Below are 25,244 nucleotides of genomic sequence, written 5' to 3'. Positions count from 1 at the left end.
GATTACCCTCCGATCTGACGCCAGCGGCGTCCATCGCGATGCATCAGCATCAATGCTTCTTCAGGCCCCGAACTGCCCTGATCGTATTTCGCGGGCTTATCTCCACGCTCTTCCCAGCCGTGAATGATGGGATCGACCCAGGCCCATGCGGCCTCGGCTTCATCCCCGCGCATGAACAAAGTCTGGTCGCCGCGGATGACATCCATGATCAAGCGTTCATAGGCATCCGGGGATTGGCCGTCATCGCCCAGCGCATCAGCGAAACTCATATCGAGTGCAACGTCGGACAGGCGGAACCCGCCCTGCCCCGGTTCCTTGATGGTGGTGCGGAGCGTGATGCCTTCATCCGGTTGCAGGCGGATCACCAGCACGTTGCCATGCAATGGTCCGACATTCGGAAAAATCGTATGCGGCGGGTCGCGGAAGAACACTGCAATCTCGGATTCACGTGCGCGCAGGCGCTTGCCGGTCCGCAGATAAAACGGGACACCGGCCCAGCGCCAGTTGCCGATATGCGCCTTCAGCGCAATGAAGCTTTCGGTACGGCTGGCGGGGTTGCCGACGTGATCCAGATAGCCATCGCCCCCTTTTTCGGTGCGGTACTGACCACGAGCGATATCCTTGGGTTCCACCGGCTCCAGCGCTTCGATCACTTTGACTTTCTCATCGCGCACCGCGTTGGGTGAGAATTTCGAAGGCGGTTCCATCGCTGTCAGGCACAGCAATTGAACCAGATGGTTCTGGATCATGTCCCGCATCGCGCCGGACTGATCATAATAAGCACCGCGCCCTTCGACGCCCACGGTTTCGGCCACGGTGATCTGGACGTTATCAACATGAGTGGCGTTCCAGAGCGGTTCGAAAAGCGAATTGGCAAAGCGCAGCGCCATCAGGTTCTGCACGGTTTCCTTGCCCAGATAATGATCGATCCGGTAAATCTGATGTTCTTCAAAACAGGCCCGCAGCCCTTCGTTCAACGCTTTGGCTGATGCCAGATCGTGACCAAAGGGTTTCTCGACCACGATACGACTGTCAGGTGTGGACAGGCCGTGCTCGTTCAGACGTTGGGCGATGCCCGAGAAAAGGCTTGGGCCTACTGACAGATAGAAAGCGCGTACCACATCCGGTCGCAGCGTTTTCGCAAGGTCAGACCAACCCGCATCGCCAAGCGCATCTACCGGAACATACTCGACGCGGGACAGAAAGCGATCAAGCGTATCCTTTTTAAAACCCGGCGCAAACTCTTGCATCGACGCACGCAGCTGTTCACGGAACCCGTCGCTGTCCATGTCGGATCGGGCGGTTCCAATGATGCGCGCATTCTCAGGCATCTGGCCGACTTCGAAGCGATGATAGAGGCCCGGCAGGATTTTACGCTGCGCCAAATCGCCCGTCGCGCCGAACAACACAAGGTCGAACGGATCTACCGGAATTACGCGTGAGACCATTGCAAGGCTCCTTTCGAATTCCCCGCCAGCATAAGCGAGGTTTCAGCCCGGGATTAAAACGCATGTGCGTCATTAGCTATGTTATCGCTAACATTCACCGGCTGAATAGAAAACCTGAGCGCAAAAATCAAGCGCGGATTTGCAGCTGGCATCGCGGAAGATCAGTCAGGACTGCGTCCGCAGCCAGTCCATCACCGCCGGACGCACGGATTGTTCCCCACGATGGCGGGCATCGGCGATAATTTTACGCACATCCTGAAGGTTCGACCGCAACAACAGGCTTTTGACCGGCCCGATTGAGGCCGGGCGCATCGAAAGGGTACGGATGCCCATGGCCGCGAGACACAGCGCCTCGACCGGGCGACCGGCATCTTCGCCACAGAAGCTGAGCGGTGTGTCCGAGATCGAGCATCTCTCAACGATACGTTCAATGAAACTCAGAAAGCTGACATTCAGCGTATCGTAGCGACGGCGAACCAGTTCATTTTCGCGGTCGGCGGCGAAGAAAAACTGTTTCAGGTCGTTCCCACCGATCGAGATAAAGCCGACTTCGTCAAAGAACTTCTGCGGCGCAAAGGCAAGTGAAGGCGTTTCCAGCATCGCCCCCACTTCGAGCGATTCAGGCAGAACATGGCCCAGACGCCGTTCACGCTCGATCGTTTTCTTGACCTCCCAGCGCGCCTCACGGAATTCGTCAGCCTGCGCGACAAACGGGAACATGATCGTCAGGGGGCGGCCATCGGCGGCCCGGATCAGCGCCTGCAACTGCATCCGCATCACGCCGCGCTTGTCCAGACCCACCCGGATCGCCCGCCAGCCCAGCGCAGGGTTCGGTTCTTCCACATGCTTCATATAGGGCAGAACTTTGTCTGACCCGATATCGAGTGTACGGAACACCACACGCTTTTCGCCCGCAGCATCCAGAACCCGTTTGTATTGCGTTACCAGCTCGGATCGCTTGGGCATCTGATTGCGGATCAGAAACTGCAGTTCGGTGCGGAACAGGCCCACGCCCTCGGCACCAGAATTGCTAAGTGAGGGCAGATCGGCCATCAGGCCCGCATTCATCACCATGTTGATTCGCGCACCATCCTGAGTAACGGTGGGCGTTTCACGGATCGAGGCGTAGCGCTCCTGCGCTTTGGCCTCCATCGCGATCTTGTCACGGAATGCACTAACAACGGTGTCTTCGGGGCGCAGATGAACGACACCGCTATCGCCATCAACCAGAATGTGATCGCCGTTCAGGGCTTCGGTGGTGATGCGACCTACATGCACCACCAGTGGGATCGCCAACGCGCGCGCCACGATAGTGGCATGGCTTCCGACCGAGCCTTCTTCCAATACGATCCCTTTGAGAGAACGGCCATATTCCAGCAGATCACCGGGGCCGATATTTCGCGCAATTAGGATCGGATCGGGCGGCAGGTCAGCCCCATTTCCGTTACCCTGTCCAGTCAAAATTCGCAGCAACCGATTGCTGAGGTCGTCCAGATCGGCCAACCGTTCACGTAAATACGGATCGGTGACCTGCCCCATGCGAGCCCGCGCCTGAGATTGTTCTTTCTCGACCGCCGCCTCTGCGCTGAGACCAAGAGCGATGTCCTCCTCCATCCGGCGCATCCAACCCTTGGAGTTGGCGAACATCCGGTAGGCTTCCAGAACCTGCAACTGCTCTTTGTCGCCGCCCTGAGAAATCTCAAGCATCTTGTCGACGCCGACGCGTAGCTCTTCAACGGCCTCGGTCAGCCGCTCACGCTCACGATGCGGGTCTTCGGCAATGGGATTGGTGACAACAACACGAGGTTCATGCAGCCAGACATGGCCTTCAGCAGATCCCTCCTGCGCCGGGCCACCGGTAAGTTGCACCGATTGCTGGTGCAGCGGTGACAAGGCCGCGCCTTCGCCGACGAACGCGCCCAGTTCGGCCATTTCGGCCAGAACCATCGCGACAACTTCCAGCGCATAAACCTCATCCGCCGAAAACTCGCGCGCGTCCCGGGACTGAACCACCAGCACGCCCAGTTTCTGACCCAGACGCTGTACCGGCACACCAAGAAAGGACGAATACCGTTCCTCGCCAGTTTCCGGCATGTACCGAAAGCCCTTGGCCGAGGGCGCGTCCGCCGTATTCACCACCTTGCCAGATTTGGCGACGCGACCGACCAGCCCTTCGCCCATACGCATCCGCGTCTTGTGCACCGCTTCTGGGGACAGACCTTCGGTGGCGCACAGTTCAAGCGTATCCTCATCCCGAAACAGGTAGATCGAGCAAACTTCGCGACCGGTACTGTCGGCGATCAGGTGCGTGATCCGGTCAAGACGTTCCTGACCGGCGGCTTCGCTCGCCATTTCTTCGCGCAGCCGTCCCAGCAGCTTGCGAGATTCTGTTTCCGTGCCTTCCGCCATGGCCCACCCACGTTACGGTTTCAGACAGGACACTTGGCCGAAAGCTCAGGCCGCCTTGTCCAGTTCAAAGGCATCATGCAGTGCCTGAACCGCAAGTTCCATGTATTTCCTGTCGATCAGGACGGAAATTTTAATCTCGGAGGTTGTAATGACCTTGATGTTAATCCCCTCATCCGAGAGAATCTTGAACATCTTGGCCGCAACACCGGATTGCGAGCGCATACCGATCCCGACAACTGAGACCTTGCAAACATCCTCATCCGCAACCAGTTCGGCGTAGTTCAGCTCACCCTGATCCTTGATCGCCAGCAATGCCTTTTCGGCGCGGGAGACCTGATTGGTCGGACAGGAGAAGGTCATGTCGGTGCGCCCTTCGTCCGAGATATTCTGGACGATCATGTCCACGTTCACGCCCTCGTCGCTGAGCGCGGTAAAGATGATCGAGGCGATGCCGGGACGGTCCGCCACGGAAACGACGGTCATCTTGGCTTCGTCGCGGGAATAGGCCACACCGGCCACAACATTGGATTCCATGATATCCTCCTCGTCGCAGACCAGTGTACCGGCCTCGTCGGATTGTTCCTCAAAGCTTGAGAGAACGCGCAGTTTCACCTTGTAGCGCATCGCCAGCTCGACCGAGCGGGTTTGAAGCACTTTGGCCCCCAGCGAGGCCAGTTCGAGCATTTCCTCGAACGAGATTTTGTCCAGCTTGCGCGCCTTTTCACAGATGCGCGGGTCGGTCGTATAGACACCGTCCACATCCGTATAGATGTCGCAGCGCTCGGCTTCGAAAGCGGCAGCAAAAGCCACGGCAGTGGTGTCCGAACCGCCCCGACCCAGCGTGGTGATGCGACCTTCGGGGCTGATGCCCTGGAAGCCCGCGACCACCGCAACGCGCATCCCTTCGCCGAATTTCTGGTTGATATTCTCGGGCGGGATTTCTTCGATCCGGGCCGCTGAATGGGCACCGTTGGTGATCAGCGGCACCTGCCAACCCTGCCAGCTGCGCGCCGGGATGTCCATTTCCTGCAGGGTCAGCGCCATCAGGCCAGCTGTAACGTTTTCACCAGAGGAGACAACGGCATCATATTCGCGCGCGTCATAGAGCGGAGAGATTTCATCGACCCAGCCCACCAGCTCGTTGGTCTTGCCGGACATCGCCGAAACGATGACGATGACGTCATAGCCTTTGGCTACTTCGACACCAACCCGTTTGGCAGCACGGCGGATCCGGTCCAGATTGGCGACCGATGTGCCGCCGAATTTCATCACGAGTACGGGCATGGGGGCTAGTGTCTCCGCGCCTTGAATTTCTGATCCCGTGCCTCTTATGCGAGGGGGGGCGCAAGGGCAAGTGGGCAAAGTCTGCACCGCAGTGCTTTACTTTGGTCGTGCGTGGTGTAAGCGTTCGGTCAAAGTCTTATTCCACGAGGATTTCAATGTTCCGCTTTGCCCTTGCCCTAAGCCTGGTTTCGACTGCCGCAAATGCCCAAGTGGCCACCCTATCGGGAACGGATGGCGAGAACTCATTAGGCACCGTTCCATGCGCTGCATTAGCGGGTGATACACTGGCCAGTTGTCCAGCCGAGTTGCGGAAGCGCGAAGATGGAACGGCGACGTTGGCGGTTCAGTTGAACACTGGCGAGGTCCGGCGGATTTACTTCACCAAAGGCGTGCCGGATTCCAGCAGTTCGACATCGAAACTGACCTATGAGACACGCGGTGATATCATGGTGATCTTCATTGATCCCGGTGAAGTCTACGAAATCCCCAAGGCGGCCCTGAACTCTCAGTAAGGGTGCGCCCGACCATCCCAGGTTTCAAAACAACCGGTAGTATCGAGCGAGAGAGCCGCAAATCGCTCGATCAAGCCGTTTGCCGCCTGATCGACCGTGATCTCTGCCGCAGCTCCACCCATGTCCGTCTGCACCCAGCCCGGGTGATAGATACCCACCGCAATGCCATCCGCCCGCAAGTCAGTTGCCAGATTGCGGCCCAAATTCAGCGCCGCCGCCTTTGACGCACGATAGATATAGCTGCCACCCGGCGCGCGCGTATGTGACGCCATCTGAGACGAAACGATGGCGATCCGGCCCCGCGCGGTACTTAGGTTCGGCAACAAGGACTGGATGGTAAGAAACACGCCTGTCACGTTGGCGGCAAAGCTTTGCGCCCACATCTCGGCGGGATAGCCACTAATGTCGTGTCCTTTGTCCAGATAAACGCCCGCATTGCAGATCAGCAGGTCAATCTGGCGGCCTCGCAGTTGCTCGGCCATCGCAGCGTGCTGTTCTGGGTCCGTGACATCCAGCACGATATCTGCGCTACCGTCTCGGGCAGTTCCGGTCACTTCATGACCTTCTGCACGATACTGATCCGCAATGGTTTTCCCGATCCCTCGGTTCGCGCCCGTAACAACGATGTGCATGGGTCAGTTGGTTTTGCGGCTAGGAACAAACGGCAGCGGTGCGACCGGCACGCCGTCTTCAATCAGCGATTGCGCCTCTTCGGGCTTGGCCTCACCATAGATCGCGCGCTCGGGTGCATCCCCCAGATGGATTTTGCGGGCTTCTTTGGCGAAATCCTTGCCCACATAGTCCGAGTTTTCCTCGACCTTTCGACGCAGTTCGCTGAGGACCTCAGCGATCTCGGGCGAAGGTGTTGCCATGCTGATCTCATCCGCAGAAGGCTGCGCTGGTGCAACCTCGGTCACCGCATTGCGCGCAGGTCGGACACGCGGTGTCATCACCGCCTTTTCCACCTTGTCGCAGCCGCAGACCGCGCAGGTTACCAACCCGGCCGCTGACAGTTTGTCAAAGCCGGCTGCGGATTGAAACCAACTGTCAAAGCTGTGGTCATTGCTGCATTTCAATGCGTATTGAATCATATCACATCCAAAATCCGGTTGGCGAATAGATACCGACCAACATGGCAATATCAAGTCTTGATCTTGTCGCGCTACTGCCGGTGCAGCCCGAATCCACCCAAAAGCGCGGCAAGATCTGGCGACGCCACTTTCGACGATGCCTTTTGGGGCGAAACCCATTTGCGCCTGCGCTCACCCGCTTCGGGAAACTGCGCCTCGGATCGCTGCACATGCAGCGGAAACACATCAACCAGACACAGCGCCGATGGCTTGCCAGGCCGGTTCTTGATATAGGCAAACCGACCAAGGCTTTCGCTTCCGCACTGCCCCAAAACACCAGCCTCTTCCCAGGCCTCGCGGGCGGCTGTTTCAGACGGGGTCAGCCCGTTGATCAACCACCCCTTCGGGATGATCCAGCGCCGCGCCCTGCGCGTTGTGATCAACAAAATCTCTGGCAGGCCATCATTAGTTCGATAGCAAAGCGCAGCGGATTGAGCATAAACAGGCAGCGCCCCGGAAAGGGAGAGGTTTTCTGCCGAAAGCCCGGCAATCGCACCACTACTGCGCCCGTCAAACACGGTTCATATCCACTGCTCGCTCCGCTTATGTTGCGGTTTATAAAGTGATATTTATCATATCCGGCAGAGTCTGCCAAGCTTTACGGGAAAGCCCCCTTGTTCAGAGCCATCCGCCCCGACAAACGCCGCACCAGCTCGTCATGAGGGATGTCGGCATCAATCGCCAATCGACGCAGCCCAAAGTGCACATGCGCGATCTGCTGGTAGTAGCGGGTATAGACAAAATTTGTACCGCCCCCGGCAAGCGCCCCAAGCAACGGTACAGACTGCGCCGCCAGCTTCTGGCCCAGCACTACGGACAGGCGCGGCGCCACCATCGCAATGAGGCGTTGCATGGTCGGTCCGGTCAGGGTCATGCGCATTGAGAAAAAGCCCAGATCAGCCCCGTCATCCTCGGCCAAAGGACCTGCGGCTGACAACACTCGGATCGAGTCGAATTTCACGTTCTCGGCGGTCGGATCAAATCCTTCCCGCATCGCTGCGCCTTGGATCGCGCGCAGCATCATGGCGGTTGTCGCGGGCAGCTCGACAAGTGCTGTGGACACTCCACCCAGACCTCCGGCTGCGCCCATGGCAGTGGTCAGGGCTGTGTTGACCCATGGTTTCTGGTCCGGCACGGCACGCCGAGAGCCTTCGGCCGCGTGCATGGCAAGCCAAAGCGCCTGTTCGGTTGCTTCGGTCAGACCTTCTCGCACCGGCTTAGGTAACTGATCCAATAAGGATTCCGCCGAACCACCAAGCTTGTTCAGCAGATTCACTCCTGCGCCACCTGCCGCACCGTACAGCTGCGCAAGCCGATCAAGCTCGGCCTCGGGATCGAGTTTTTCGACAAGAACCACGTCCTGCATCTGTGCCCTCCTGTCCTGAAAACATCGGGACTTTGCAGCGGGTTTTCAATGGGTCAACGGGTCCAGCGACTAACAAGCCCCTGAATTTCGGACCAAACTCCGGGGGTCAATTCCAAACCCAGTATGCGATCAGGGTTGGTGGGCGGGGGCATTTCGACACCCGTCAGCGGGGTGAACCCGAACCGGGCATAATAGGGCGCATCGCCCACAAGCATGACGCGATCCCACCCTTTGGCGCGCCCGGCCTCTACCCCCTGATGGATCAGATATCCGCCCAACCCTTCGCCTTGATGGGTCGGGTGGACCGCCACTGGACCTAGCAGCAGCGCGTCATGTTCACCCACATGCACGGGCCAAAACCGGATTGCACCAGCCAGAATGCCCTGCCCATCGCGCGCGACCTGCGACAGGCCAGCGACAGGCGGCACGTCATCGCGCAGACGATAAGACGATAACGCCTCGCGCCCCGGAGCAAAGCACAGGTCATAGAGCGCTTCGACTTCCCACCAGTCTTCCGGCTCTTCCGGCCTGATCTTGAATTGCTGCACGCGCGCCCTCTTATCCTTGCTGGAAATCGCCCTAGCACTTCGATAGGCCTTGGGCAAACGCTTGGAGTCCATATGTTCTATCGCCCCGAAGACGGCCACAGCCTGCCACACAACCCCTTCAACGCCATCATAACCCCACGCCCGATCGGCTGGATTTCGACGCGCGATGCTGACGGGATCAACAACCTGGCCCCGTATTCCTTCTTCAATGGTGTCGCTTATACACCGCCTCAGGTGATGTTCGCCTCAACCGGCTCCAAACACGATCAGGATGGCGGCAAGGACAGCATCGCCAACATCGAGGCCACGAAGGTATTCTGCGTCAACGTGGTGGCCCATGCGCATCGCGACGCAATGAATGCCAGCTCAGAGGGTTTGGAAAAGCACGTCGACGAGTTCGCTCATGCTGGGCTGACACCAGTTGAATGCGAAACCATAAATTGCTCTCGGGTCGAGGGAGCGCCCGCAGCGCTGGAATGCAAACTTACTCAGATCGTAACTCTGCCGGGTGAGTCCAATCGGGTGGTGTTCGGAGAGGTCACTGGTGTGCACCTGCACGATGACCACATCCGTGACGGCAAATTTGACGTGACCTCATTCAACCCGCTCGCGCGGTTGGGTTATCGGGACTATTCTGTGGTGACAGAATTGTTCAGCCTTTCACGCCCGGATGACTAATGCCACTGCCTGATCCTACACGCAGATATCCGATTGTTCTGCCCGACGGCTCTAGCCACAACGGAACAGTGTTTCTGTCTCAGGCCATCGATCATCCCCGCTTTGAGGCCGGAGCTTACACTTATGCTTCGGATTTCGATGCGCCGAAGGACTGGGCGCAGCGGCTTGCACCGTATCTGTTTCCCTTTTCAGAAGAAAAGCTGATGCTGGGCAAGTTCTGCCAAATCGCTCATGGAGTAAGGTTTATCACTGCCTCCGCAAATCACGCGACCGATGGCTTGACCTGCTTTCCATTTCCAATCTTCGATCCGGATCGCATGTCAGGCTACCAGCCTGATACACGTGATACCGTTATCGGGCACGATGTCTGGATCGGTTACGGAGCTTTGATTTTACCCGGAGCGCAGATCGGAAATGGCGCGATTGTTGGCGCAGGCTCGGTCGTGCGGGGTCAGGTTCCACCCTATGCAGTCGTTACCGGAAATCCGGCAAAAGTCCGGCGCTATCGTTTTGATCGCGATGTGATTGAAAGGCTGCAAGACTTGCGATGGTGGGATTGGCCCGCAGAAACAATCACTCGGGCCGAAGATGCCTTGCTTTCAGGCAATATCGATGCGTTGGAGCGCATTGCTTCTGAGATATAAGGCGGCCAATCCGGCCGCCCTTTCGCGTATTCAGTGCCCGCCCAGAATACCGGTGCGGACCGAATAATCCACAGCCAGTTCGTAATCCGGGTCATCATCGCTGTCGACCATCAGATGGCCGGCCTTGTTCAGCAGTGTATGACAGTCACGGCTCAGGTGCCGCAGCATGACGCGTTTGCCAGCCGCTTCGTATTTGGCGGCGGTGTTTTCGATAGCCTGCAGCGCGGATTGGTCCACGACACGGCTGGCTGCAAAGTCGATGATGACGGTCTCGGGGTCGTTTCTTACGTCGAACAGCTCCACGAAGCCCTCGGACGAACCAAAGAACAGCGGGCCCTGAATTTCATAGACCTTCGCCCCTTCTTCCGTTTCCGAGTCGCGCGTAACCGCGTGGATGCGTTTGGCGTTATTCCATGCATAAGCCAGGGCAGAGACAATCACACCGACCACAACAGCCACCGCAAGGTCTTCCATCACGGTGACGACTGTCACCAGTACGATCACGAACGCATCCATCAAAGGCACCTTGCGCATGATCTTCAGCGAATTCCAGGCGAAGGTTCCGATCACCACCATGAACATCACACCGACAAGTGCGGCCAGTGGGATCTGCTCGATCAGAGGCGAACCCACCAGGATAAAGAGCAACAGAAATAGCGCTGCAGCGATACCTGCGATACGCGTGCGCCCGCCTGACTTCACGTTGATCATCGACTGACCGATCATCGCACAACCGCCCATACCACCAAAGAAACCGGTGACTACGTTCGCTGTGCCCTGCGCGATACATTCCTGCGAAGCACCACCGCGCTTGCCGGTGATCTCACCCACAAGGTTTAGCGTCAGCAGGGATTCAATCAGACCGATTGCGGCAAGGATCAGGGCATAGGGCAGGATGATTTCAAAGGTCTCCCAGTTCAGCGGCACCATAGGTATATGGAAGCTGGGCAGGCCGCCTTCGATCGAAGCCAGATCACCGACACGCGGGACGTCCAGCCCAATGCCAATGACCAAAGCAGCGACAACAAAAATCCCGGCCAGAGGCGCTGGGATGACGCGGGTGATGCGGGGCATGATCCAGATCACAGCCATGGTCAGCGCAACCAGACCCAGCATTGTGTAGAGCTGTAGGCCTGAAAGCCACTCGCCACCGCCCATGCCGTGGCCGGTATTTTCCATGGTTCCGGGCACTTTGAATTGCCCCAGCTGCGCCAGAAAGATCACAATCGCCAGGCCGTTCACAAAGCCCAGCATCACCGGGTGCGGCACAAGACGGATGAACCGGCCCCAATGCATCGCTCCTGCGATAATCTGCATAATTCCCATCAGCACCACAGTTGCGAACAGGTATTCGACCCCGTGTTGTGCGACCAGTGCGACCATGACAACCGCAAGCGCCCCGGTCGCGCCCGAGATCATGCCGGGGCGACCACCGATCAACGCAGTGATCAGACCGACCAGAAACGCCGCGTAAAGCCCGACCAGAGGGTGCACCCCGGCGACAAAGGCAAAGGCCACGGCTTCGGGGACCAGCGCCAAGGCGACGGTGAGACCGGACAGCAGTTCGATCCGCAGGCGGGAAAAGGTCAATCCCTCATCCGGGACCCAGCGCAAATCGGGTTTGGCTATACGATTGGCAAAGCTTGCCAGCATGGCTCGGGGCATGGATCGGTCCTGTTGGTCGGTATTGTTCGCGCGAAAGGGGCCTTCTAGCGGTCAAACCGGTCTTGAGATACCGCGCCAGGCGGGACCCTGATATGCGCCCTGCGCATAGCTTGACCCAAGCGCACACAAACCGTTGAACCCACTTGTCAAAAGGTGCTGTGGCCCGCAGAACTCACACAGCAGGAATTTTCAATGGAGAGCACTCGTGACCCAAACAAAAATCGCCGTCATTGGAGGATCGGGCATTTATGACATCGATGGTCTGGAGAATGCCGAGTGGGTCACAGTAGAAACGCCATGGGGCGATCCGTCGGATCAGATCCTGACCGGGTCGCTGGATGGGGTCGAAATGGCCTTCTTGCCGCGTCACGGTCGCGGACATGTGCACTCGCCGACCGAGGTGCCCTATCGCGCCAATATCGACGCGTTGAAACGGCTTGGCGTAACGGATGTGATCTCGGTCTCGGCCTGCGGGTCGTTCCGCGAACATTTGGCGCCGGGTGATTTCGTGATCGTGGATCAGTTCATCGATCGAACATTTGCCCGTGAAAAGAGCTTTTTCGGGACTGGCTGCGTCGCCCATGTCAGTGTTGCGCATCCGACCTGCCCGCGCCTGTCGGACGCTTGCGAGACTGCTGGCAAGACGGCTGGCATCACCATCCACCGAGGTGGAACCTATCTGGCGATGGAAGGACCGCAATTCTCGTCATTGGCGGAATCCAAATTATATCGCGAACAATGGGGGTGCGACGTGATCGGCATGACCAACATGCCCGAAGCGAAACTCGCACGCGAGGCCGAGCTTTGTTATGCCTCAATTGCCATGGTCACCGACTATGACAGCTGGCACCCTGATCACGGTGAAGTCGACGTGGCCGCCATCATCGCCACGCTGACCGGCAATGCGGAAAAAGGCCGGGCATTGGTCAAAGGTCTGCCCGCTATGCTGGGGACCGACCGTGCGCCCTGCCCGCATGGCTGCGACCGGGCGCTGGAGTATGCCATCCTGACCGCGCCTGAAAAGCGCGATCCGGAATTGTTGGCTAAGCTGGATGCTGTGGCTGGGCGGGTGTTATAAACTCAGTACTGCGACAGTTTCTTTTGCACCTCGTCCCATAGGCCACGCGACCACAAATCGTTGTGGGTGCCGTCGGGGATCACGTAAATCTGCGCGGTATCGGACATCTCGGCCAGAGCTTTTCCGTGATGCAGTGGAATAGTTTCATCCTCGGTGCCGTGAAAAATCAACGTCGGCACCGAGATCTGTTCGATAAGATCACGTGTGGCGAACTGATCCCTCATCAAGGCTGAGACCGGCAGGAAAGGATAGCGTTCCGCCGCGACATCAACGGTTGCAGTGAACGGGGCCTCAAGCACCAGAAGTTCTGCATCGGGACGCTCGGCAGCAACAGCGGCGGCAATGCCGGTGCCGAGGCTCTGACCGTGCAGCACCACAGCTTTGCCCTGACCCGCCAGCCTGTCATAGAGCTGAACTCCATCAGAGATCAGCGCCAGTTCCGAGGGCTCGCCTTCGCTGCCCGGAAAGCCGCGATAGCTGGGGGCAAGCAGCCCGTAGCCCGAGTTTAGGATTTCGCGCAGCCGTTCAGCACGGTCCCCCAGATTGCCGCATTGGCCGTGGAAGAATAGGACGGTCGGTGCATCCGGGATTGCAGCGGGTGCTGCCCAGACCGTCAGGGCAGTACCATCAGCCATTGTCAGCGATAGCGCATCAACATCCGCCAACCCCACCGAAGCCGGATCCGGTAACGTACCTTCGGGTTTGTACAGCAGAGATTGCTGGTTGAAAAACATGTATCCGAGGACGCCCGCATACAAGATCGCCGCGGCCAACAGCAGTCCTACCAAGATGCTTTTGAGGCGCTCGACACCGGTTCTGGCGCGGCCGGTATCGGCCTCAGCGTGTTGGGTTTGAACCATGGCTCCCTCCTTTGGGTCGCATTGCGAGAGTGGGGTACATTGGAGGCGTTTCGAGATGCATAAGCCAAGCTTCATCCAATCTTAAACCTGTTGCGGCAATCCCAGATCGCATTGCACGCCTGAATTCCCTGCCCCATGTCCTCGGTATTTAGGCGACCCCGGCTTCGCAAATCCGAACGCCAACCCGTTGGAGCCGGTGTTTCACCACGAGAATGTGCCCGCAAAGCCTTGACCAATACGTCGTGCCAAGGCTTGGTGTGGGAAACACTCTAATAGGATACTCCATGTCCATTGAAATCTGGCTGGCCTTTGTGGCCGCTTCGACCGCGCTGCTGCTGATCCCAGGCCCGACCGTGTTGCTGGTGCTTAGCTATGCGCTGTCGAAAGGACGCAGTGTGGCGGTTGCCTCGGCCACTGGGGTCGCATTGGGGGATTTGGTGGCGATGACCGCGTCGCTGCTGGGGCTGGGGGCGCTGGTGCTGGCCTCTGCCACACTGTTTACCGTGCTGAAATGGGTTGGGGCAGCCTATCTGGTCTGGCTGGGTGTCAAACTCCTGCGCAGCGCGCCGTCGGGCGGGCTGCAAGCAATTGAAACCGAACGTGACGTGACCGCCCGCAGTGTTTTTGGCCATGCCGCTGCAGTCACCGCGCTGAACCCGAAGTCCATTGCCTTCTTCATCGCTTTCGTACCGCAATTCTTGCGTCCAGCCGAGCCTTTGGGTCCGCAATTCGCGATCCTGATCGCAACATTTGTGGGTCTCGCGGGGCTGAACGCGCTGGCCTATGCGCTGCTGGCGGACAAGTTACGCCGGATGATCGGACGCGCGAATGTCATCACGACCATGACCCGGTTCGGAGGGTTGACCCTGATCGGAATGGGCATCGCCACAGCGGTTCTGCGCCGCCCGGCGTGATTTCAGTTTTCAGCGTTTTCCTTCATGAACCCCCGGATAAACCGGCGGATTTCGCGGGCGGCAGAGGTGTCCAGATCCCTGCACAGCTCGACGAATGCATCGCGCTCATCCTTGTCGAGACGCAAAACCAACTGACTGTTTTTCTTCGTAGATTTCTTTCCATCTTTCTTGGTCACACGTCCAGTCCCCGTCCTGCCCTTGATTCTAAGTGCGATGCATTGTATATACACAGCATATAATATGTAGATATCGGGCACATAACAGCAAAAGTGAGATTAAAGCAATGAACCTTCATGTCGCGCAAGCCATTCTTCTTCGGGATCAACGCAACTGGCGCAAGCCGCACCTATCCTGGCTTCCGAATGCGCTGTATCGCTACTACGGCCTGCCTAACGCCATGCGCGGCCGCAGCAAGTAGCCGCAGGGGCCAGAGTTCTCTTGCATGACCGCACCTTATGGGCGAAATACCCCGCGCGTGTTTGATGCCAAAGGGGTGGCCCATGTCCAGAAACAAAACGGTCAAGGATTACATTCGGACCATCGTCGATTTCCCGCATGAAGGGATCATGTTCCGCGATGTCACCACCCTGTTTGCCGACCCGCGCGGGTTCCGCATGGCAATCGACCAGATGTTGCACCCTTACGCCGGTGAGCGAATCGACAAGGTTGTGGGCCTTGAGGCGCGCGGCTTTATTCTGGGCGGTGCGATTGCCCACCAGCTGAGCGTTGGATTCGTGCCGATCCGCAAAAAGGGCAAACTGCCCGGCACCACGATCAGCCAGGACTACAAGCTGGAATATGGCGAGGCGATCGTCGAAATTCACGATGACGCCATCCAGCCGGGTGAGAAGATCCTGGTCGTTGATGATCTTCTGGCTACCGGAGGCACCGCCGCCGCGGGGATCAAGCTGATCGAACGGCTGGGCGGCGAGATCATCTCATGCGCGTTCATCATCGATCTGCCCGAATTGGGTGGTCGCAAAGCGCTGGAAGATTTGGGCATGGACGTACACGTTCTGTGCGAGTTCGAAGGGCTCTGATCTCCACAAACTTCACAAACTCGTGACTGGAAATCGCGTGCGCCGCAGGCTTAGCGCGATTGGGGTCACATTCAAGAAACAGTTGCCTCTGGATTCTGTGATCTTGTCGCGACCTGACTGCGTACCCCGAATGATGCCACCTAAGGCATTCTCAACAAGGGAAATCATGTCATGTTGCGCAAATTCGCTGTTGCTGGAGTTGCCAGTTTTCTGTTGACCACCTCTGCTTTGGCAGATGGGCACGCCAAGGATATCGTCGATACTGCGGTGGGCGCGGGCAGTTTTGAAACGCTCGTCGCTGCCGTTCAGGCCGCCGAACTGGTTGAAACGCTGAAAGGCGAAGGGCCGTTCACCGTTTTCGCCCCAACGGATGAGGCTTTTGCAGCGCTGCCCGAGGGCACGGTCGAAAATCTTCTGAAGCCCGAAAACAAGGACCAGTTGGTCGCAGTGCTGACCTATCACGTTGTCCCGGGCAAAGTGATGTCGGGTGATCTGTCCGATGACATGACCGCCGCCACCGTGCAGGGCGGAGATATCACCATCGATCTCGACAATGGCGTCATGGTGAATGATGCCAACGTTGTGCAAGCCGATATCGAAGCCGAGAACGGCGTGATCCATGTGATCGACAAGGTCATTCTGCCCGCGTCGTAAAGAACGGCAGCGCCCCGGTATACGTCCGGGGCGCGTCTATTAGGCCAGAACCGCCCCGGGGTTCATAATCCCCTGAGGATCAAGCGCTGTTTTGATCGCCCTCATGGCCTGCAACTTGACCGGATCGCCATAGCGTTCCAGATCATCTGTCTTGAGCCTACCAACACCGTGTTCGGCGCTGACCGATCCACCAAATTCATGAACCAGATCATGTACCGCGCGTTTGACCGCGTCCCGCTGTGCGACAAACTCCGCCTTATCCTGCCCGGCAGGTGGAAATACGTTGTAGTGCAAATTACCGTCGCCCAGATGGCCAAAGCAGTTTACGCGAAACGGCCCCTGCCCGGCCACCACATCCGCACCGCGCCGAATGAACTCTGGAATGCGGGAAATCGGGACCGAGATATCATGGCTGGAAACTGACCCGATCAGCCGGTTGGCCTCGGGGATGCGCTCGCGCACGGCCCAGAGTTCGGACCGCTGTGCTTCGCTCTGCGCGATGACCGCATCGCGGACCAGATCGCGCTCATCAGCGGCGACATAAATCGCCTCAAGCATGTCCGAAGGGTCTTGGCCGACCGACAAGCCCAGCTCGATCAACACACTCCATTCTGGTGTTGCTGCAAAGGGTTGCCGCACGTCGGGCAAAACCTCGGTCAGGAATTCGAGGCCCTGCCCATGGATCAACTCAAACGTACTGACCGCTTCCCCCACTTGATCCCGCGCCACTGACAACAGATCAATGGCAGCCTCGGGTGAGGAGACCTGAAACATTGCGGTTCCAACGCCCCTGGGTCGCGGGAACAACTTCAACGCCGCCGCCGTAATGATGCCAAGTGTCCCTTCGGACCCGATCATCAGGTTACGCAGGTCATAACCGGTGTTGTCCTTACGCAACCGGCTAAGCCCGTGCCATATCTCACCACTGGGCAATACCACTTCAAGCCCCAGGCACAGATCGCGTGCATTGCCATAGCGCAGCACATTCACGCCACCCGCATTAGTGGCCAGATTGCCGCCAATCCGGCAAGAACCCTGCGCAGCCAGCGACAGGGGAAATAGACGGTCCGCGTCTTCAGCGGCAGTCTGGACGTCGGCCAGAATGGCACCGGCCTCGGCCACAAGTATGTTCTCGGTGGGGTAAGTCGCCCGTATCGCCGTCATCCGTTCCAGGGAAACGATCAAAGGGACAGGACCATCCGGAACAACCTGCCCTCCTACCAGACCGGTGCCGCCGCCATAAGGGACAACAGGCACCCGAGCGTCTGCGGCCAATTGCACCAGAGCCGACACATCTTCCACGGTGCGCGGCAAGGCAAGCAAACCGGGCTGCCCGACAAACCGCTGACGCGGCTCTTCAAGGTAACGATCTGCAATCGGGCGCAAAACGTCAGCACCCAATCGGGCTCTGATTGCTTCGGCAAGGCGGCTGTCTGCAGGGTTCAGTTTCATGGCTCTTCCCTGCCAAAGGCCACGGGCCGCGACAAGCCCTATTCCAGCTCTATCAGGTACTGAGGCTCCAGCACCACAACCGTCGGCCTGTCGGGCAGCGTGCGCAACGAGACGACAATCTCGGACACCCCATCCCGTTCAACCGGGAATTCATCCCGAATATCCACCAGAAACCGCTCAAGCGAAAAGTCCGAGAACCAATGCATCGGGATAATGACCGAGCTTTTGAGGCGTTTCAGAACCTGAACCATCTCGGGCAAGGGCATCGTGGTGCCTCCGTCCACCGCCGCCATGACCACATCCAGCCGACCCAGTGCAGCGAATTGTTCATCCGACGGAATGTGATGCAGATGCCCCAGATGGCCGATGCACAACCCTTCGACCTCGAACACAAAGATCGAGTTTCCGCGATCTTCAATACCGCCATAGGCCGAACGGATATCGGTCGACACATTGCGAATCAGCATCTCACCCAGATCAAGATGGTGCTTGATGCCTTCGCCGAACTCGCCCCAGCCCGGCAAGACATACGGGATGGCCGGATCGGGATGGGCAGTCCAGTGGGTGCTGTGCGCATGGTTCATTGTGACCACGTCAGGAATTAGCGCAGCGCCGCCGATAAAACCGGTGAAATCGGTCACCGCGTTCAGCCCGCCCTGTGTCTGGATCAGAAACGATGCATGCGCGACATAGCTGATACGAACCGAAAACTCGGGCACGGGATCCTGCCACGCCGCTTTGTGAAGATATTCAATCCCCGGTGCCGCATCTGCGATGGCGATACAGTGACTAGGCCGCCGCTCCTGCGCCACAGCCCCGCCTGCAATCATCATCAGTCCCGCAACAAACCGCCACATAGCGCAAGTGTAGCGCAATGGGCGAACAAGTCATGCCCTTGTTGATCTGGCCACGGATATCTCCATGACAGGAGGCTTGCCATGCCTGGCGGCAGAGCCCTCTAGCCTGCCTCAGTCTTGCCCCGACGATCGGACCTTAAGCTGGCATACAGAACATGTGTTCGCCAGCGCCCATTGATCTGCAGATAAGACTGCGCCACGCCTTCGTATTTGAAGCCTGAGCTTTCCAGCAGACCGCGAGAGGCCTTGTTCTCAGGCAAACACGCGGCCTCGATCCGGCTTAAATCCAGACGGGTGAAGGCGTGATGAACAACGGCGCCAATTGCTTCGCGCATGAACCCCTGACGCGCAAAGGCCTGCCCGGTCCAATAGCCCAAGGTGCCAGCCTGCGCCGGACCACGGCGAACATTGTCCAACGTGATCGCCCCCAGCAGAATATTGTCTGTGCGACGAAACAGGAACAGAGGTATCGCCGTTCCACTCGCGACTGAGCGCTGGGCCCAATAGACCCGGTTGGTAAACGACTTGCGGCTCAGATGGTCCTTGGCCCAAACCGGCTCCCACGGCACCAGATAGTCCTTTGAAGCACGCCGCAAGGCGGTCCAGTCGTTGAAGTCGGAATGCATGGGCGGGCGCAGCGTCAAGCGCTCGGTTTCGAGTTTTAGCTTGCGTCTGCCTAACAGCATCACGCCGCACGCCTCTCCTGCAGATCCACCAGCGTCGGTGCGCCCGAGACCGGCCCATATAGCGCCAGCGCTGCAGGGGCTTTGACTGCCATGTCTTCGGCAAAAGCACGCACGTCCTCGGTGCTGACCGCATCGATCTTGGCCACGGTGTCCTCAAGCGAGGGCACACGTCCCCAGATCTGCACCAGCCGCGCCAGCCGTTCGGCCCGGTTCGACGGGCTTTCCAGCCCCATCAGCATCCCGGCCTTCATCTGGGCCCGCGCGCGGGCAACCTCTTCTGCGCTCATGTCTTCGGCAGCGCGCTTCATCTCGTCGATGGTAATCGTCGCCAATTCGCCCACCTGATCGGCCGAGGTGCCTGCGTAAATCGTTGTCGTACCGGTATCCGCATAAGCACCGGTCTGAGCAAAGATCGTATAGCAAAGCCCGCGCGTCTCGCGCACTTCCTGAAACAGGCGCGAGGACATGCCTCCACCCAGAGCGGTCGAGTAAATCTGGGCCGTATAGATCGCATCATCGCGATAGCCCGGACTTTCCAGCGCCAGCGCGAAATGCGCCTGCTCCAGTTCTTTCTCCTGCCGCGCCTCACCACCAGTGAACCGCGCAGCGTCGGGGATCAGACCCTTGCGCGGCTGCAGGTGGCCGAACATCTCTTCGGCCAGTTTCATCAGCGCATCGTGGTCCACAGCTCCAGCTGCAGACAGGATCATCTGTTCCGGCCCGTAGTGTTCGGCCACGAAACCAGACAAGTCCTCGCGGGAAAACGCACTGACGCGCTCGGTCGGGCCCAGAATGGTGCGGCCAAGGGGTTGGTCGTGATAGCTCTGCTCTTGCAGCCAGTCAAAGATCACATCGTCAGGTGTGTCATAGGCCTGACCGATTTCCTGCAGGATCACGCCGCGCTCGACCTCGATCTCGCGCGGGTCGAATACCGGGTTCAGGACGATGTCGCCGATCACGTCCATGGCCAGCGCCACATCGTCCTTCAGTACGCGTGCATAATAGGCCGTAACTTCGCGCGAGGTATAGGCGTTGATGTACCCGCCCACATCCTCGATCGCTTCGGCGATTTGCAGCGCAGAACGCCGCTGGGTTCCCTTGAACGCCATATGCTCAAGGAAATGCGCGATACCGTTCTGCTCGATCCGCTCGTGCCGACCACCGGCGGTTACCCAGATGCCGATGGCCGCAGATTGCAGCCCCGGCATATGTTCACTGACGATACGAAATCCGTTCTTCAGTTGGTCCTGTCTGACTGTCACTCAGCAATATGCCTTCTGATATGATCCTCAAAGGCACCCAGATCGTTCGCAACGCGGGTCACCCGTTCCGGACGTTCATACAGATCAGACATGCGGGATGGAAGAGGCGGATGTTCGCCGCTTGCCTTCTCGACCGCCGCCGGGAACTTCGCGGGATGCGCGGTTGCGAGCGTGATCATGGGCACATCGGCAGCGCGGTGGTCTTCAGCCACTTTGATCCCAACGGCGGTGTGCGGACAAACCAACTCGGCGCTGTGGACCATGGTGCGCCTGATCGTCTCAAGCGTCTCGTCCTCAGAAACGCGGCCCGAGTCAAAGCTTTCTCGCAGAGCCTCCATTGCGCCTTGGCTGACATTGAAGCCTCCGCTCTTGAGTTCATCCATCAACTGAGCGACTGCGCCGCCATCTTCGCCATAGGCGTAGTACAGTGCACGTTCAAAGTTCGAGCTAACCTGAATATCCATCGACGGGCTGATTGAGGGGATCGTATCGCCCTTGAAATATCCCTCGCCTGAGAGGCAACGGTGCAGGATGTCGTTCTGGTTGGTCGCCACCACCAGACGATCGATGGGCAGCCCCATGCGTTTGGCCAGATAGCCTGCGAAGATATCGCCGAAATTCCCTGTCGGCACGGTATAGCTGACCTTGCGATGTGGCGCGCCGAGGCTGACGGCGGCGGAGAAATAGTAAACGATCTGTGCCAACACGCGGGCGAAGTTGATCGAATTGACGCCTGCAAGTTTCACACCGTCGCGGAAATCAAAGTCGTTGAACATGTCTTTGAGCGCGGCCTGACAGTCATCGAAATCGCCGTCTACCGCCAAAGCGTGCACATTACTGTCTGCAGGCGTAGTCATCTGACGGCGCTGCACTTCTGAAACACGGCCATGTGGGAACAGGATGAACACATCCACCGCGTCCAGCCCACGGAACGCCTCGATGGCGGCAGAACCGGTGTCCCCGCTCGTCGCGCCGACAATGGTCACGCGATCTTCGCGCCGTTTGAGCGCGACCTGGAACAGCTGGCCGATTAGCTGCATGGCAAAATCTTTGAAAGCCAGTGTGGGTCCGTGAAACAGCTCCAGCAGAAAATGGTTCTCGTTCAGCTGCTTCAACGGCGCGCGGGCGTCATGGCCGAAGCCCTCATAAGCGCGCGCAATGATCTTTTTGAACTCATCATCGGAGAACGAGCCACTCACATAGGGCCACATCACGCGGAATGCGATTTCTTCGTAGGACAGGCCAGCCAACGCAGCAATTTCGTCCTGCGACATCACCGGAATTTCAGCGGGCAAGTACAGACCACCATCACGGGCCAGTCCGGTCAGCATCGCCTCTTCAAAGGTCAGTTCGGGCGCCTGCCCGCGGGTCGAGATGTATTTCATGTCGCGTCACTTTCGGAATTGGCACGGCTGCGCCACAGGAAGTATCCGGTCATTGCGGCCCAGACCAGAGCAAGACCAAACCAGATGATTGCATATTGCAAATGATCGTTGGGGATGCCCGCCGTATCCACCGGCATTGGCGTTACATTCGGATCGGTTTCCGAGCGGGCAATCAGCAACACAGGCTCAGCCCCCAGCACGGCAGCCAGATTGGGCACATCGCGGGCGAACCAGATGTTGCCGTCAATATCTGCGTCAGGCGTGTAGCCATCGACTTCATCGGGCCAGTGCAGGTTGCCGGTGATTTCCATCGGGCCAGTCAGTCGATCAGCCTGCTTGGCTGTGGTCGGCACAAAACCGCGATCCACCAGAATAGTCCGGTTGTCGGTGGCAAAGGACTGGATGATCCGATACCCCGGCCCCACCTGCTTGACCGAAACCAAAACGTGGATCTCGCCCGGTTCGATCTCGCCTGCGACCGTCACCGGAAGGTATTTGTCCACATCCTCGGAGACTTGCTCTGGCAAGGCGACAGGATCGGCAGCGATGCGGCTTTCGATCTCGGCCAGCACCTCCTGTTTCCAGGTCAGCCGCTGCAATTGCCAAATGCCCAGCGACAGCAGCAGGCCCAGACCGGCAAGACCGAAGATCAGCAGAAACAGAAAGCTGCGCATGGTGGGATCAGACCTTATTGCGGGAACCGGCGCCTTGTTAAGGGGCACGTGAACCGAAGTGCAACCATGTAATTGTATCGGGCGCAATCTTGCGCCCCTGATTGAGAAAAAGCCGCCCCGTGGGGCGGCTTTTGCAATTGGATCACCTGCGTGGCGTTACATCAGCGGGGCCTGACCCCAGATGTAGACGGCGAAAAACAGGAACAGCCAGACGACGTCAACGAAGTGCCAATACCATGCGGCAGCCTCGAAACCGACGTGTTTCTCGGGCGTAAAGTCCCCCTTCAGGGCGCGGATCAGACAGACCGACAGGAAGATGGTGCCGATAATCACATGCGCGCCGTGGAAACCGGTTGCCATGAAGAAGTTCGAATAGAACTGATCGCCACCGAACTCCCAACCCTCATGGGCCAGTAACTCATAGTATTCAAACGCCTGAAGCGCAGTAAAGGCGATGCCCAGAACGATACCAATGGCCAGACCATTGATCAGCGCCTTGCGGTCATTGTCATGAACAAGCGCGTGGTGGGCCCAAGTAATCGCACAACCCGACAGCAACAGGACCAAAGTGTTGATCAGCGGCAGGTGGAACGGATCAACGGCGTGGATATCCGGCTGGATGTATTCAGTACCGGCATAGTCGTACATCGGATACATGCGATGTTTGAAGAACGACCAGAACCAGGCGAAGAAGAACATCACCTCGGACATCACGAACAGGATAAAGCCATAGCGCAGGCCAATACGCACGACCGGCGTATGATCGCCCTGACGGCTTTCAACCACGACTTCGGACCACCATGCAAACATGGTATAAAGAACCCCGACCAGCCCCATCCAGAAGATCCACGGGGTAATCCCGTGCATCCAAAGAACGGCCCCGAACAGCATCACAAATCCGCTTACCGCGCCGATCAGTGGCCAGATTGACGGGTTCAGAATGTGGTAATCATGGTCTTTTGCGTGTGCCATCAGCGTCCCTCACCTACAGGCGTTAGTTCTTGTTTGTTTCAGCCTGCACATCAAGGGCGGCATAGCCCTCGGGCAGATCAATCTCATAGAATGTATACGACAGCGTGATCGTATGCACATATTTTGCTTCGGGATCTTCGATCAGTTCGGGATCGACGAAGAACGTAACGGGCATCTCGACTCGCTCACCCGGCTCCAACACCTGTTCATCGAAGCAGAAACAGGCGATTTTCTGAAAATACCCTCCGGCGGAATAGGGCGCCACGTTGTAGGACGCCTGCCCTGCGACGGGCTTGTCGGTTGGGTTGTACGCTTCGTAGAACGCCAGACCTGTCTCACCGATACGTATTTTCATCTCGCGTTCGACGGGCTTGAATTCCCACGGCATACCCTTGGCCTTGGAGGCATCAAATCGGACCGTCACCACTTGGTCGAGAATGTCATCAGGGGCTTTCTCGGCAACCCCCGTGGTCCCTCCATACCCCGTGACCCGGCAGAACCAATTATAAAACGGCACCGCTGCCCATGCCAAACCGCCCATAAGGACGACGACGCCGACCAGTTGCGCGACCGTTTTCTGTGGCCCCGTCAACTTCATCAGTTCTGCACCTGCTGCGTCGCCAGACTAAAATCTGTGTTCGAGACCTTGACGACTGTCAGGCCGAAGATGATCACGATGAACGCGGCCAGTGTCAGGCCGACGCCCAGATTGCGGCTGAACCGTCTTTGGTGAAGTTCGTGAGTTTTGCGCAGGCTCATGACCAGCCTCCTAATCCGTAAGGTTTCAACAGGGCCTCGACGAGGATCGCGCCGAAATGCAGAAACAGGTACAGCAGCGACAGTTTGAAGAAACTGCGTTCGACCTTGAAGTTGTCGGCCTCCGAATCGTCTTCGTTTCGACGAGAAATCTGCCAGGCCCCCCGCAGAAACAAGCCATTCAGAACCAGCGCAACAACTAGATAAATCGGGCCTCCGATATCCGAGAACGCAGTCCCCACCGCCAGCAACGCCAGCAACGCGGTATAAACCAGAATATGCCAGCGCGTCGCGCGTCGACCATGGGTGACGGTCAACATCGGCACCCCGGCATCGTCATAGTCCGAGCGCATGAACAAGGCCAACGCCCAGAAATGCGGAGGTGTCCACATGAATGTCAGGGCAAACATCAACCACGGTTCGAGCGTCATCGAGCCAGTGGCCGCGACCCATCCGATGACCGGCGGGAACGCCCCCGCGGCACCACCAATGACGATGTTCTGCGGAGTCGAGCGTTTCAGCCACATCGTGTAGACGACGACATAGAAGAAAATTGTGAAGGCCAGAAACGCCCCTGCAAACCAGTTGGTTGCCAAACCCAGCATAATCACGGACAGGCCAGACAGAGCCAGACCCAGCGCCAATGCCTCGCCTTCTTCGACTTTGCCAGAGGGGATTGGACGGCCTTTGGTGCGCTTCATCACGCGGTCGATATCCGCGTCCCACCACATGTTCAGCGCGCCGGATGCACCGCCACCAATAGCGATGAACAGGATGGCGCAGAAGCCAACAAACGGATGTATCGGAACCGGAGCCGCAAGCAGTCCGACCAAAGCCGTGAATACGACCAGCGACATCACGCGCGGCTTCAGCAGGGCGAAATAATCGCCAAAGCTGGCCTCGTCCGCGCGGGTCTGCGCAGAGACGGTGCTGGCATTGAAGCTTGCGTCGCTCATATCCGGTCCTTTTC

General features: G+C 58.3%; 29 protein-coding genes. 8 read left to right on the top strand and 21 right to left on the bottom strand.

Going from position 1 to position 25,244, the window contains the following annotated elements:
- Positions 1-2 precede the first annotated feature (2 nt).
- The 3 genes from zwf to ACR0AH_RS12430 all read right to left on the bottom strand — a co-directional run bounded on the left by zwf (position 3) and on the right by ACR0AH_RS12430 (position 5,141).
- A complete protein-coding gene (gene zwf / locus ACR0AH_RS12440) occupies positions 3-1,448 on the bottom strand; it encodes a glucose-6-phosphate dehydrogenase (protein ID WP_170466131.1) in 1,446 nt (481 codons plus the stop codon).
- 165 nt (positions 1,449-1,613) lie between these two features.
- Positions 1,614-3,857 (bottom strand): phosphoenolpyruvate--protein phosphotransferase, encoded by a 2,244-nt coding sequence (ptsP, locus tag ACR0AH_RS12435; RefSeq protein ID WP_170397273.1) that lies wholly within the window; start codon positions 3,855-3,857, stop codon positions 1,614-1,616.
- Between the two features lie 45 nt (positions 3,858-3,902).
- A complete protein-coding gene (locus tag ACR0AH_RS12430; protein ID WP_170397275.1) occupies positions 3,903-5,141 on the bottom strand; it encodes an aspartate kinase in 1,239 nt (412 codons plus the stop codon).
- A 155-nt stretch (positions 5,142-5,296) separates the two neighbouring features.
- Here ACR0AH_RS12430 and ACR0AH_RS12425 point away from each other — a divergent pair, with 155 nt between their 5' ends.
- Entirely contained in the window at positions 5,297-5,653 is a 357-nt protein-coding gene (locus tag ACR0AH_RS12425; RefSeq protein WP_170397277.1) for a hypothetical protein, read from the top strand.
- Here the strand turns inward: ACR0AH_RS12425 and ACR0AH_RS12420 are convergent.
- The 5 genes from ACR0AH_RS12420 to ACR0AH_RS12400 all read right to left on the bottom strand — a co-directional run bounded on the left by ACR0AH_RS12420 (position 5,647) and on the right by ACR0AH_RS12400 (position 8,697).
- Complete coding sequence (locus ACR0AH_RS12420; protein WP_480592149.1) at positions 5,647-6,285, bottom strand: SDR family NAD(P)-dependent oxidoreductase; 639 nt, start codon at positions 6,283-6,285, stop codon at positions 5,647-5,649. The genes ACR0AH_RS12425 and ACR0AH_RS12420 overlap by 7 nt on opposite strands.
- Positions 6,286-6,288: 3 nt before the next feature.
- Positions 6,289-6,744, bottom strand: a complete 456-nt coding sequence (locus ACR0AH_RS12415; RefSeq protein WP_480592147.1) for a DUF1178 family protein — start codon at positions 6,742-6,744, stop codon at positions 6,289-6,291.
- A 71-nt stretch (positions 6,745-6,815) separates the two neighbouring features.
- Positions 6,816-7,301, bottom strand: coding sequence for an NUDIX hydrolase (locus ACR0AH_RS12410; protein WP_480592146.1), 486 nt, complete (start codon positions 7,299-7,301; stop codon positions 6,816-6,818).
- A gap of 80 nt (positions 7,302-7,381) precedes the next feature.
- Positions 7,382-8,149, bottom strand: coding sequence for an EcsC family protein (locus ACR0AH_RS12405; RefSeq protein ID WP_170404266.1), 768 nt, complete (start codon positions 8,147-8,149; stop codon positions 7,382-7,384).
- A gap of 53 nt (positions 8,150-8,202) precedes the next feature.
- Positions 8,203-8,697, bottom strand: coding sequence for a GNAT family N-acetyltransferase (locus tag ACR0AH_RS12400; protein ID WP_170397287.1), 495 nt, complete (start codon positions 8,695-8,697; stop codon positions 8,203-8,205).
- Positions 8,698-8,769: 72 nt separating this feature from the next.
- Between ACR0AH_RS12400 and ACR0AH_RS12395 the strand changes: the two genes are divergently transcribed.
- Positions 8,770-9,375: a flavin reductase family protein gene (locus tag ACR0AH_RS12395; RefSeq protein ID WP_480592144.1), complete on the top strand. Its 606-nt coding sequence runs from the start codon at positions 8,770-8,772 to the stop codon at positions 9,373-9,375.
- On the top strand, positions 9,375-10,019 hold the full coding sequence (locus ACR0AH_RS12390; protein WP_170397291.1) for a CatB-related O-acetyltransferase: 645 nt from the start codon (positions 9,375-9,377) through the stop codon (positions 10,017-10,019). The genes ACR0AH_RS12395 and ACR0AH_RS12390 overlap by 1 nt, the downstream gene beginning before the upstream one ends.
- A gap of 30 nt (positions 10,020-10,049) precedes the next feature.
- On the opposite strand, the gene ACR0AH_RS12385 is transcribed toward ACR0AH_RS12390, so the two are convergent.
- On the bottom strand, positions 10,050-11,684 hold the full coding sequence (locus ACR0AH_RS12385; protein ID WP_480592143.1) for a SulP family inorganic anion transporter: 1,635 nt from the start codon (positions 11,682-11,684) through the stop codon (positions 10,050-10,052).
- 205 nt (positions 11,685-11,889) lie between these two features.
- Here ACR0AH_RS12385 and ACR0AH_RS12380 point away from each other — a divergent pair, with 205 nt between their 5' ends.
- A complete protein-coding gene (locus ACR0AH_RS12380) occupies positions 11,890-12,762 on the top strand; it encodes an S-methyl-5'-thioadenosine phosphorylase (protein ID WP_480592141.1) in 873 nt (290 codons plus the stop codon).
- A gap of 2 nt (positions 12,763-12,764) precedes the next feature.
- Here the strand turns inward: ACR0AH_RS12380 and ACR0AH_RS12375 are convergent, their stop codons facing one another.
- Positions 12,765-13,622, bottom strand: coding sequence for an alpha/beta hydrolase (locus ACR0AH_RS12375; RefSeq protein ID WP_480592139.1), 858 nt, complete (start codon positions 13,620-13,622; stop codon positions 12,765-12,767).
- A gap of 284 nt (positions 13,623-13,906) precedes the next feature.
- Between ACR0AH_RS12375 and ACR0AH_RS12370 the strand changes: the two genes are divergently transcribed.
- Complete coding sequence (locus ACR0AH_RS12370; protein WP_170397298.1) at positions 13,907-14,536, top strand: LysE family translocator; 630 nt, start codon at positions 13,907-13,909, stop codon at positions 14,534-14,536.
- Between the two features lie 2 nt (positions 14,537-14,538).
- Here ACR0AH_RS12370 and ACR0AH_RS12365 read toward each other — a convergent pair whose 3' ends face one another.
- Positions 14,539-14,712 carry a hypothetical protein gene (locus ACR0AH_RS12365; protein WP_170397300.1) on the bottom strand — a complete coding sequence of 58 codons (174 nt, stop codon included), beginning with the start codon at positions 14,710-14,712 and terminating at the stop codon, positions 14,539-14,541.
- A 107-nt stretch (positions 14,713-14,819) separates the two neighbouring features.
- Between ACR0AH_RS12365 and ACR0AH_RS12360 the strand changes: the two genes are divergently transcribed.
- From ACR0AH_RS12360 to ACR0AH_RS12350, 3 genes are all read left to right on the top strand, one after another.
- A complete protein-coding gene (locus ACR0AH_RS12360) occupies positions 14,820-14,954 on the top strand; it encodes a hypothetical protein (RefSeq protein ID WP_255612018.1) in 135 nt (44 codons plus the stop codon).
- 82 nt (positions 14,955-15,036) lie between these two features.
- Positions 15,037-15,576, top strand: coding sequence for an adenine phosphoribosyltransferase (locus ACR0AH_RS12355; protein ID WP_010441681.1), 540 nt, complete (start codon positions 15,037-15,039; stop codon positions 15,574-15,576).
- A 171-nt stretch (positions 15,577-15,747) separates the two neighbouring features.
- A complete protein-coding gene (locus ACR0AH_RS12350; RefSeq protein WP_170397302.1) occupies positions 15,748-16,230 on the top strand; it encodes a fasciclin domain-containing protein in 483 nt (160 codons plus the stop codon).
- Positions 16,231-16,269: 39 nt separating this feature from the next.
- Here the strand turns inward: ACR0AH_RS12350 and ACR0AH_RS12345 are convergent, their stop codons facing one another.
- The 10 genes from ACR0AH_RS12345 to cyoE all read right to left on the bottom strand — a co-directional run bounded on the left by ACR0AH_RS12345 (position 16,270) and on the right by cyoE (position 25,230).
- Entirely contained in the window at positions 16,270-17,682 is a 1,413-nt protein-coding gene (locus ACR0AH_RS12345; protein ID WP_480592137.1) for an FAD-binding oxidoreductase, read from the bottom strand.
- Between the two features lie 38 nt (positions 17,683-17,720).
- Positions 17,721-18,539: an MBL fold metallo-hydrolase gene (locus tag ACR0AH_RS12340; protein ID WP_170733256.1), complete on the bottom strand. Its 819-nt coding sequence runs from the start codon at positions 18,537-18,539 to the stop codon at positions 17,721-17,723.
- Positions 18,540-18,640: 101 nt separating this feature from the next.
- The gene (locus ACR0AH_RS12335) at positions 18,641-19,225 is read right to left on the bottom strand and encodes a GNAT family N-acetyltransferase (RefSeq protein WP_170397308.1); all 585 of its coding nucleotides are present in this window, start codon (positions 19,223-19,225) and stop codon (positions 18,641-18,643) included.
- Positions 19,225-20,487, bottom strand: a complete 1,263-nt coding sequence (locus tag ACR0AH_RS12330; protein WP_170626462.1) for a M16 family metallopeptidase — start codon at positions 20,485-20,487, stop codon at positions 19,225-19,227. Before ACR0AH_RS12330 ends, ACR0AH_RS12335 begins: the two co-directional genes overlap by 1 nt.
- Complete coding sequence (gene thrC / locus ACR0AH_RS12325; protein ID WP_480592135.1) at positions 20,484-21,872, bottom strand: threonine synthase; 1,389 nt, start codon at positions 21,870-21,872, stop codon at positions 20,484-20,486. Before thrC ends, ACR0AH_RS12330 begins: the two co-directional genes overlap by 4 nt.
- Complete coding sequence (locus ACR0AH_RS12320) at positions 21,869-22,546, bottom strand: SURF1 family protein (protein WP_170733259.1); 678 nt, start codon at positions 22,544-22,546, stop codon at positions 21,869-21,871. The genes thrC and ACR0AH_RS12320 overlap by 4 nt, the downstream gene beginning before the upstream one ends.
- Before the next feature lie 156 nt (positions 22,547-22,702).
- Positions 22,703-23,518, bottom strand: a complete 816-nt coding sequence (locus ACR0AH_RS12315; RefSeq protein WP_170397316.1) for a cytochrome c oxidase subunit 3 — start codon at positions 23,516-23,518, stop codon at positions 22,703-22,705.
- A gap of 22 nt (positions 23,519-23,540) precedes the next feature.
- Positions 23,541-24,116 carry a cytochrome c oxidase assembly protein gene (locus tag ACR0AH_RS12310; RefSeq protein ID WP_170397318.1) on the bottom strand — a complete coding sequence of 192 codons (576 nt, stop codon included), beginning with the start codon at positions 24,114-24,116 and terminating at the stop codon, positions 23,541-23,543.
- Positions 24,116-24,277 (bottom strand): hypothetical protein, encoded by a 162-nt coding sequence (locus tag ACR0AH_RS12305; RefSeq protein ID WP_170397320.1) that lies wholly within the window; start codon positions 24,275-24,277, stop codon positions 24,116-24,118. Before ACR0AH_RS12305 ends, ACR0AH_RS12310 begins: the two co-directional genes overlap by 1 nt.
- A complete protein-coding gene (gene cyoE / locus ACR0AH_RS12300; RefSeq protein ID WP_170397322.1) occupies positions 24,274-25,230 on the bottom strand; it encodes a heme o synthase in 957 nt (318 codons plus the stop codon). Before cyoE ends, ACR0AH_RS12305 begins: the two co-directional genes overlap by 4 nt.
- Positions 25,231-25,244 lie beyond the last annotated feature (14 nt).

Source organism: Ruegeria sp. AM5, assembly GCF_056540645.1.
This window is presented reverse-complemented; position numbering and strand designations above follow the sequence as displayed.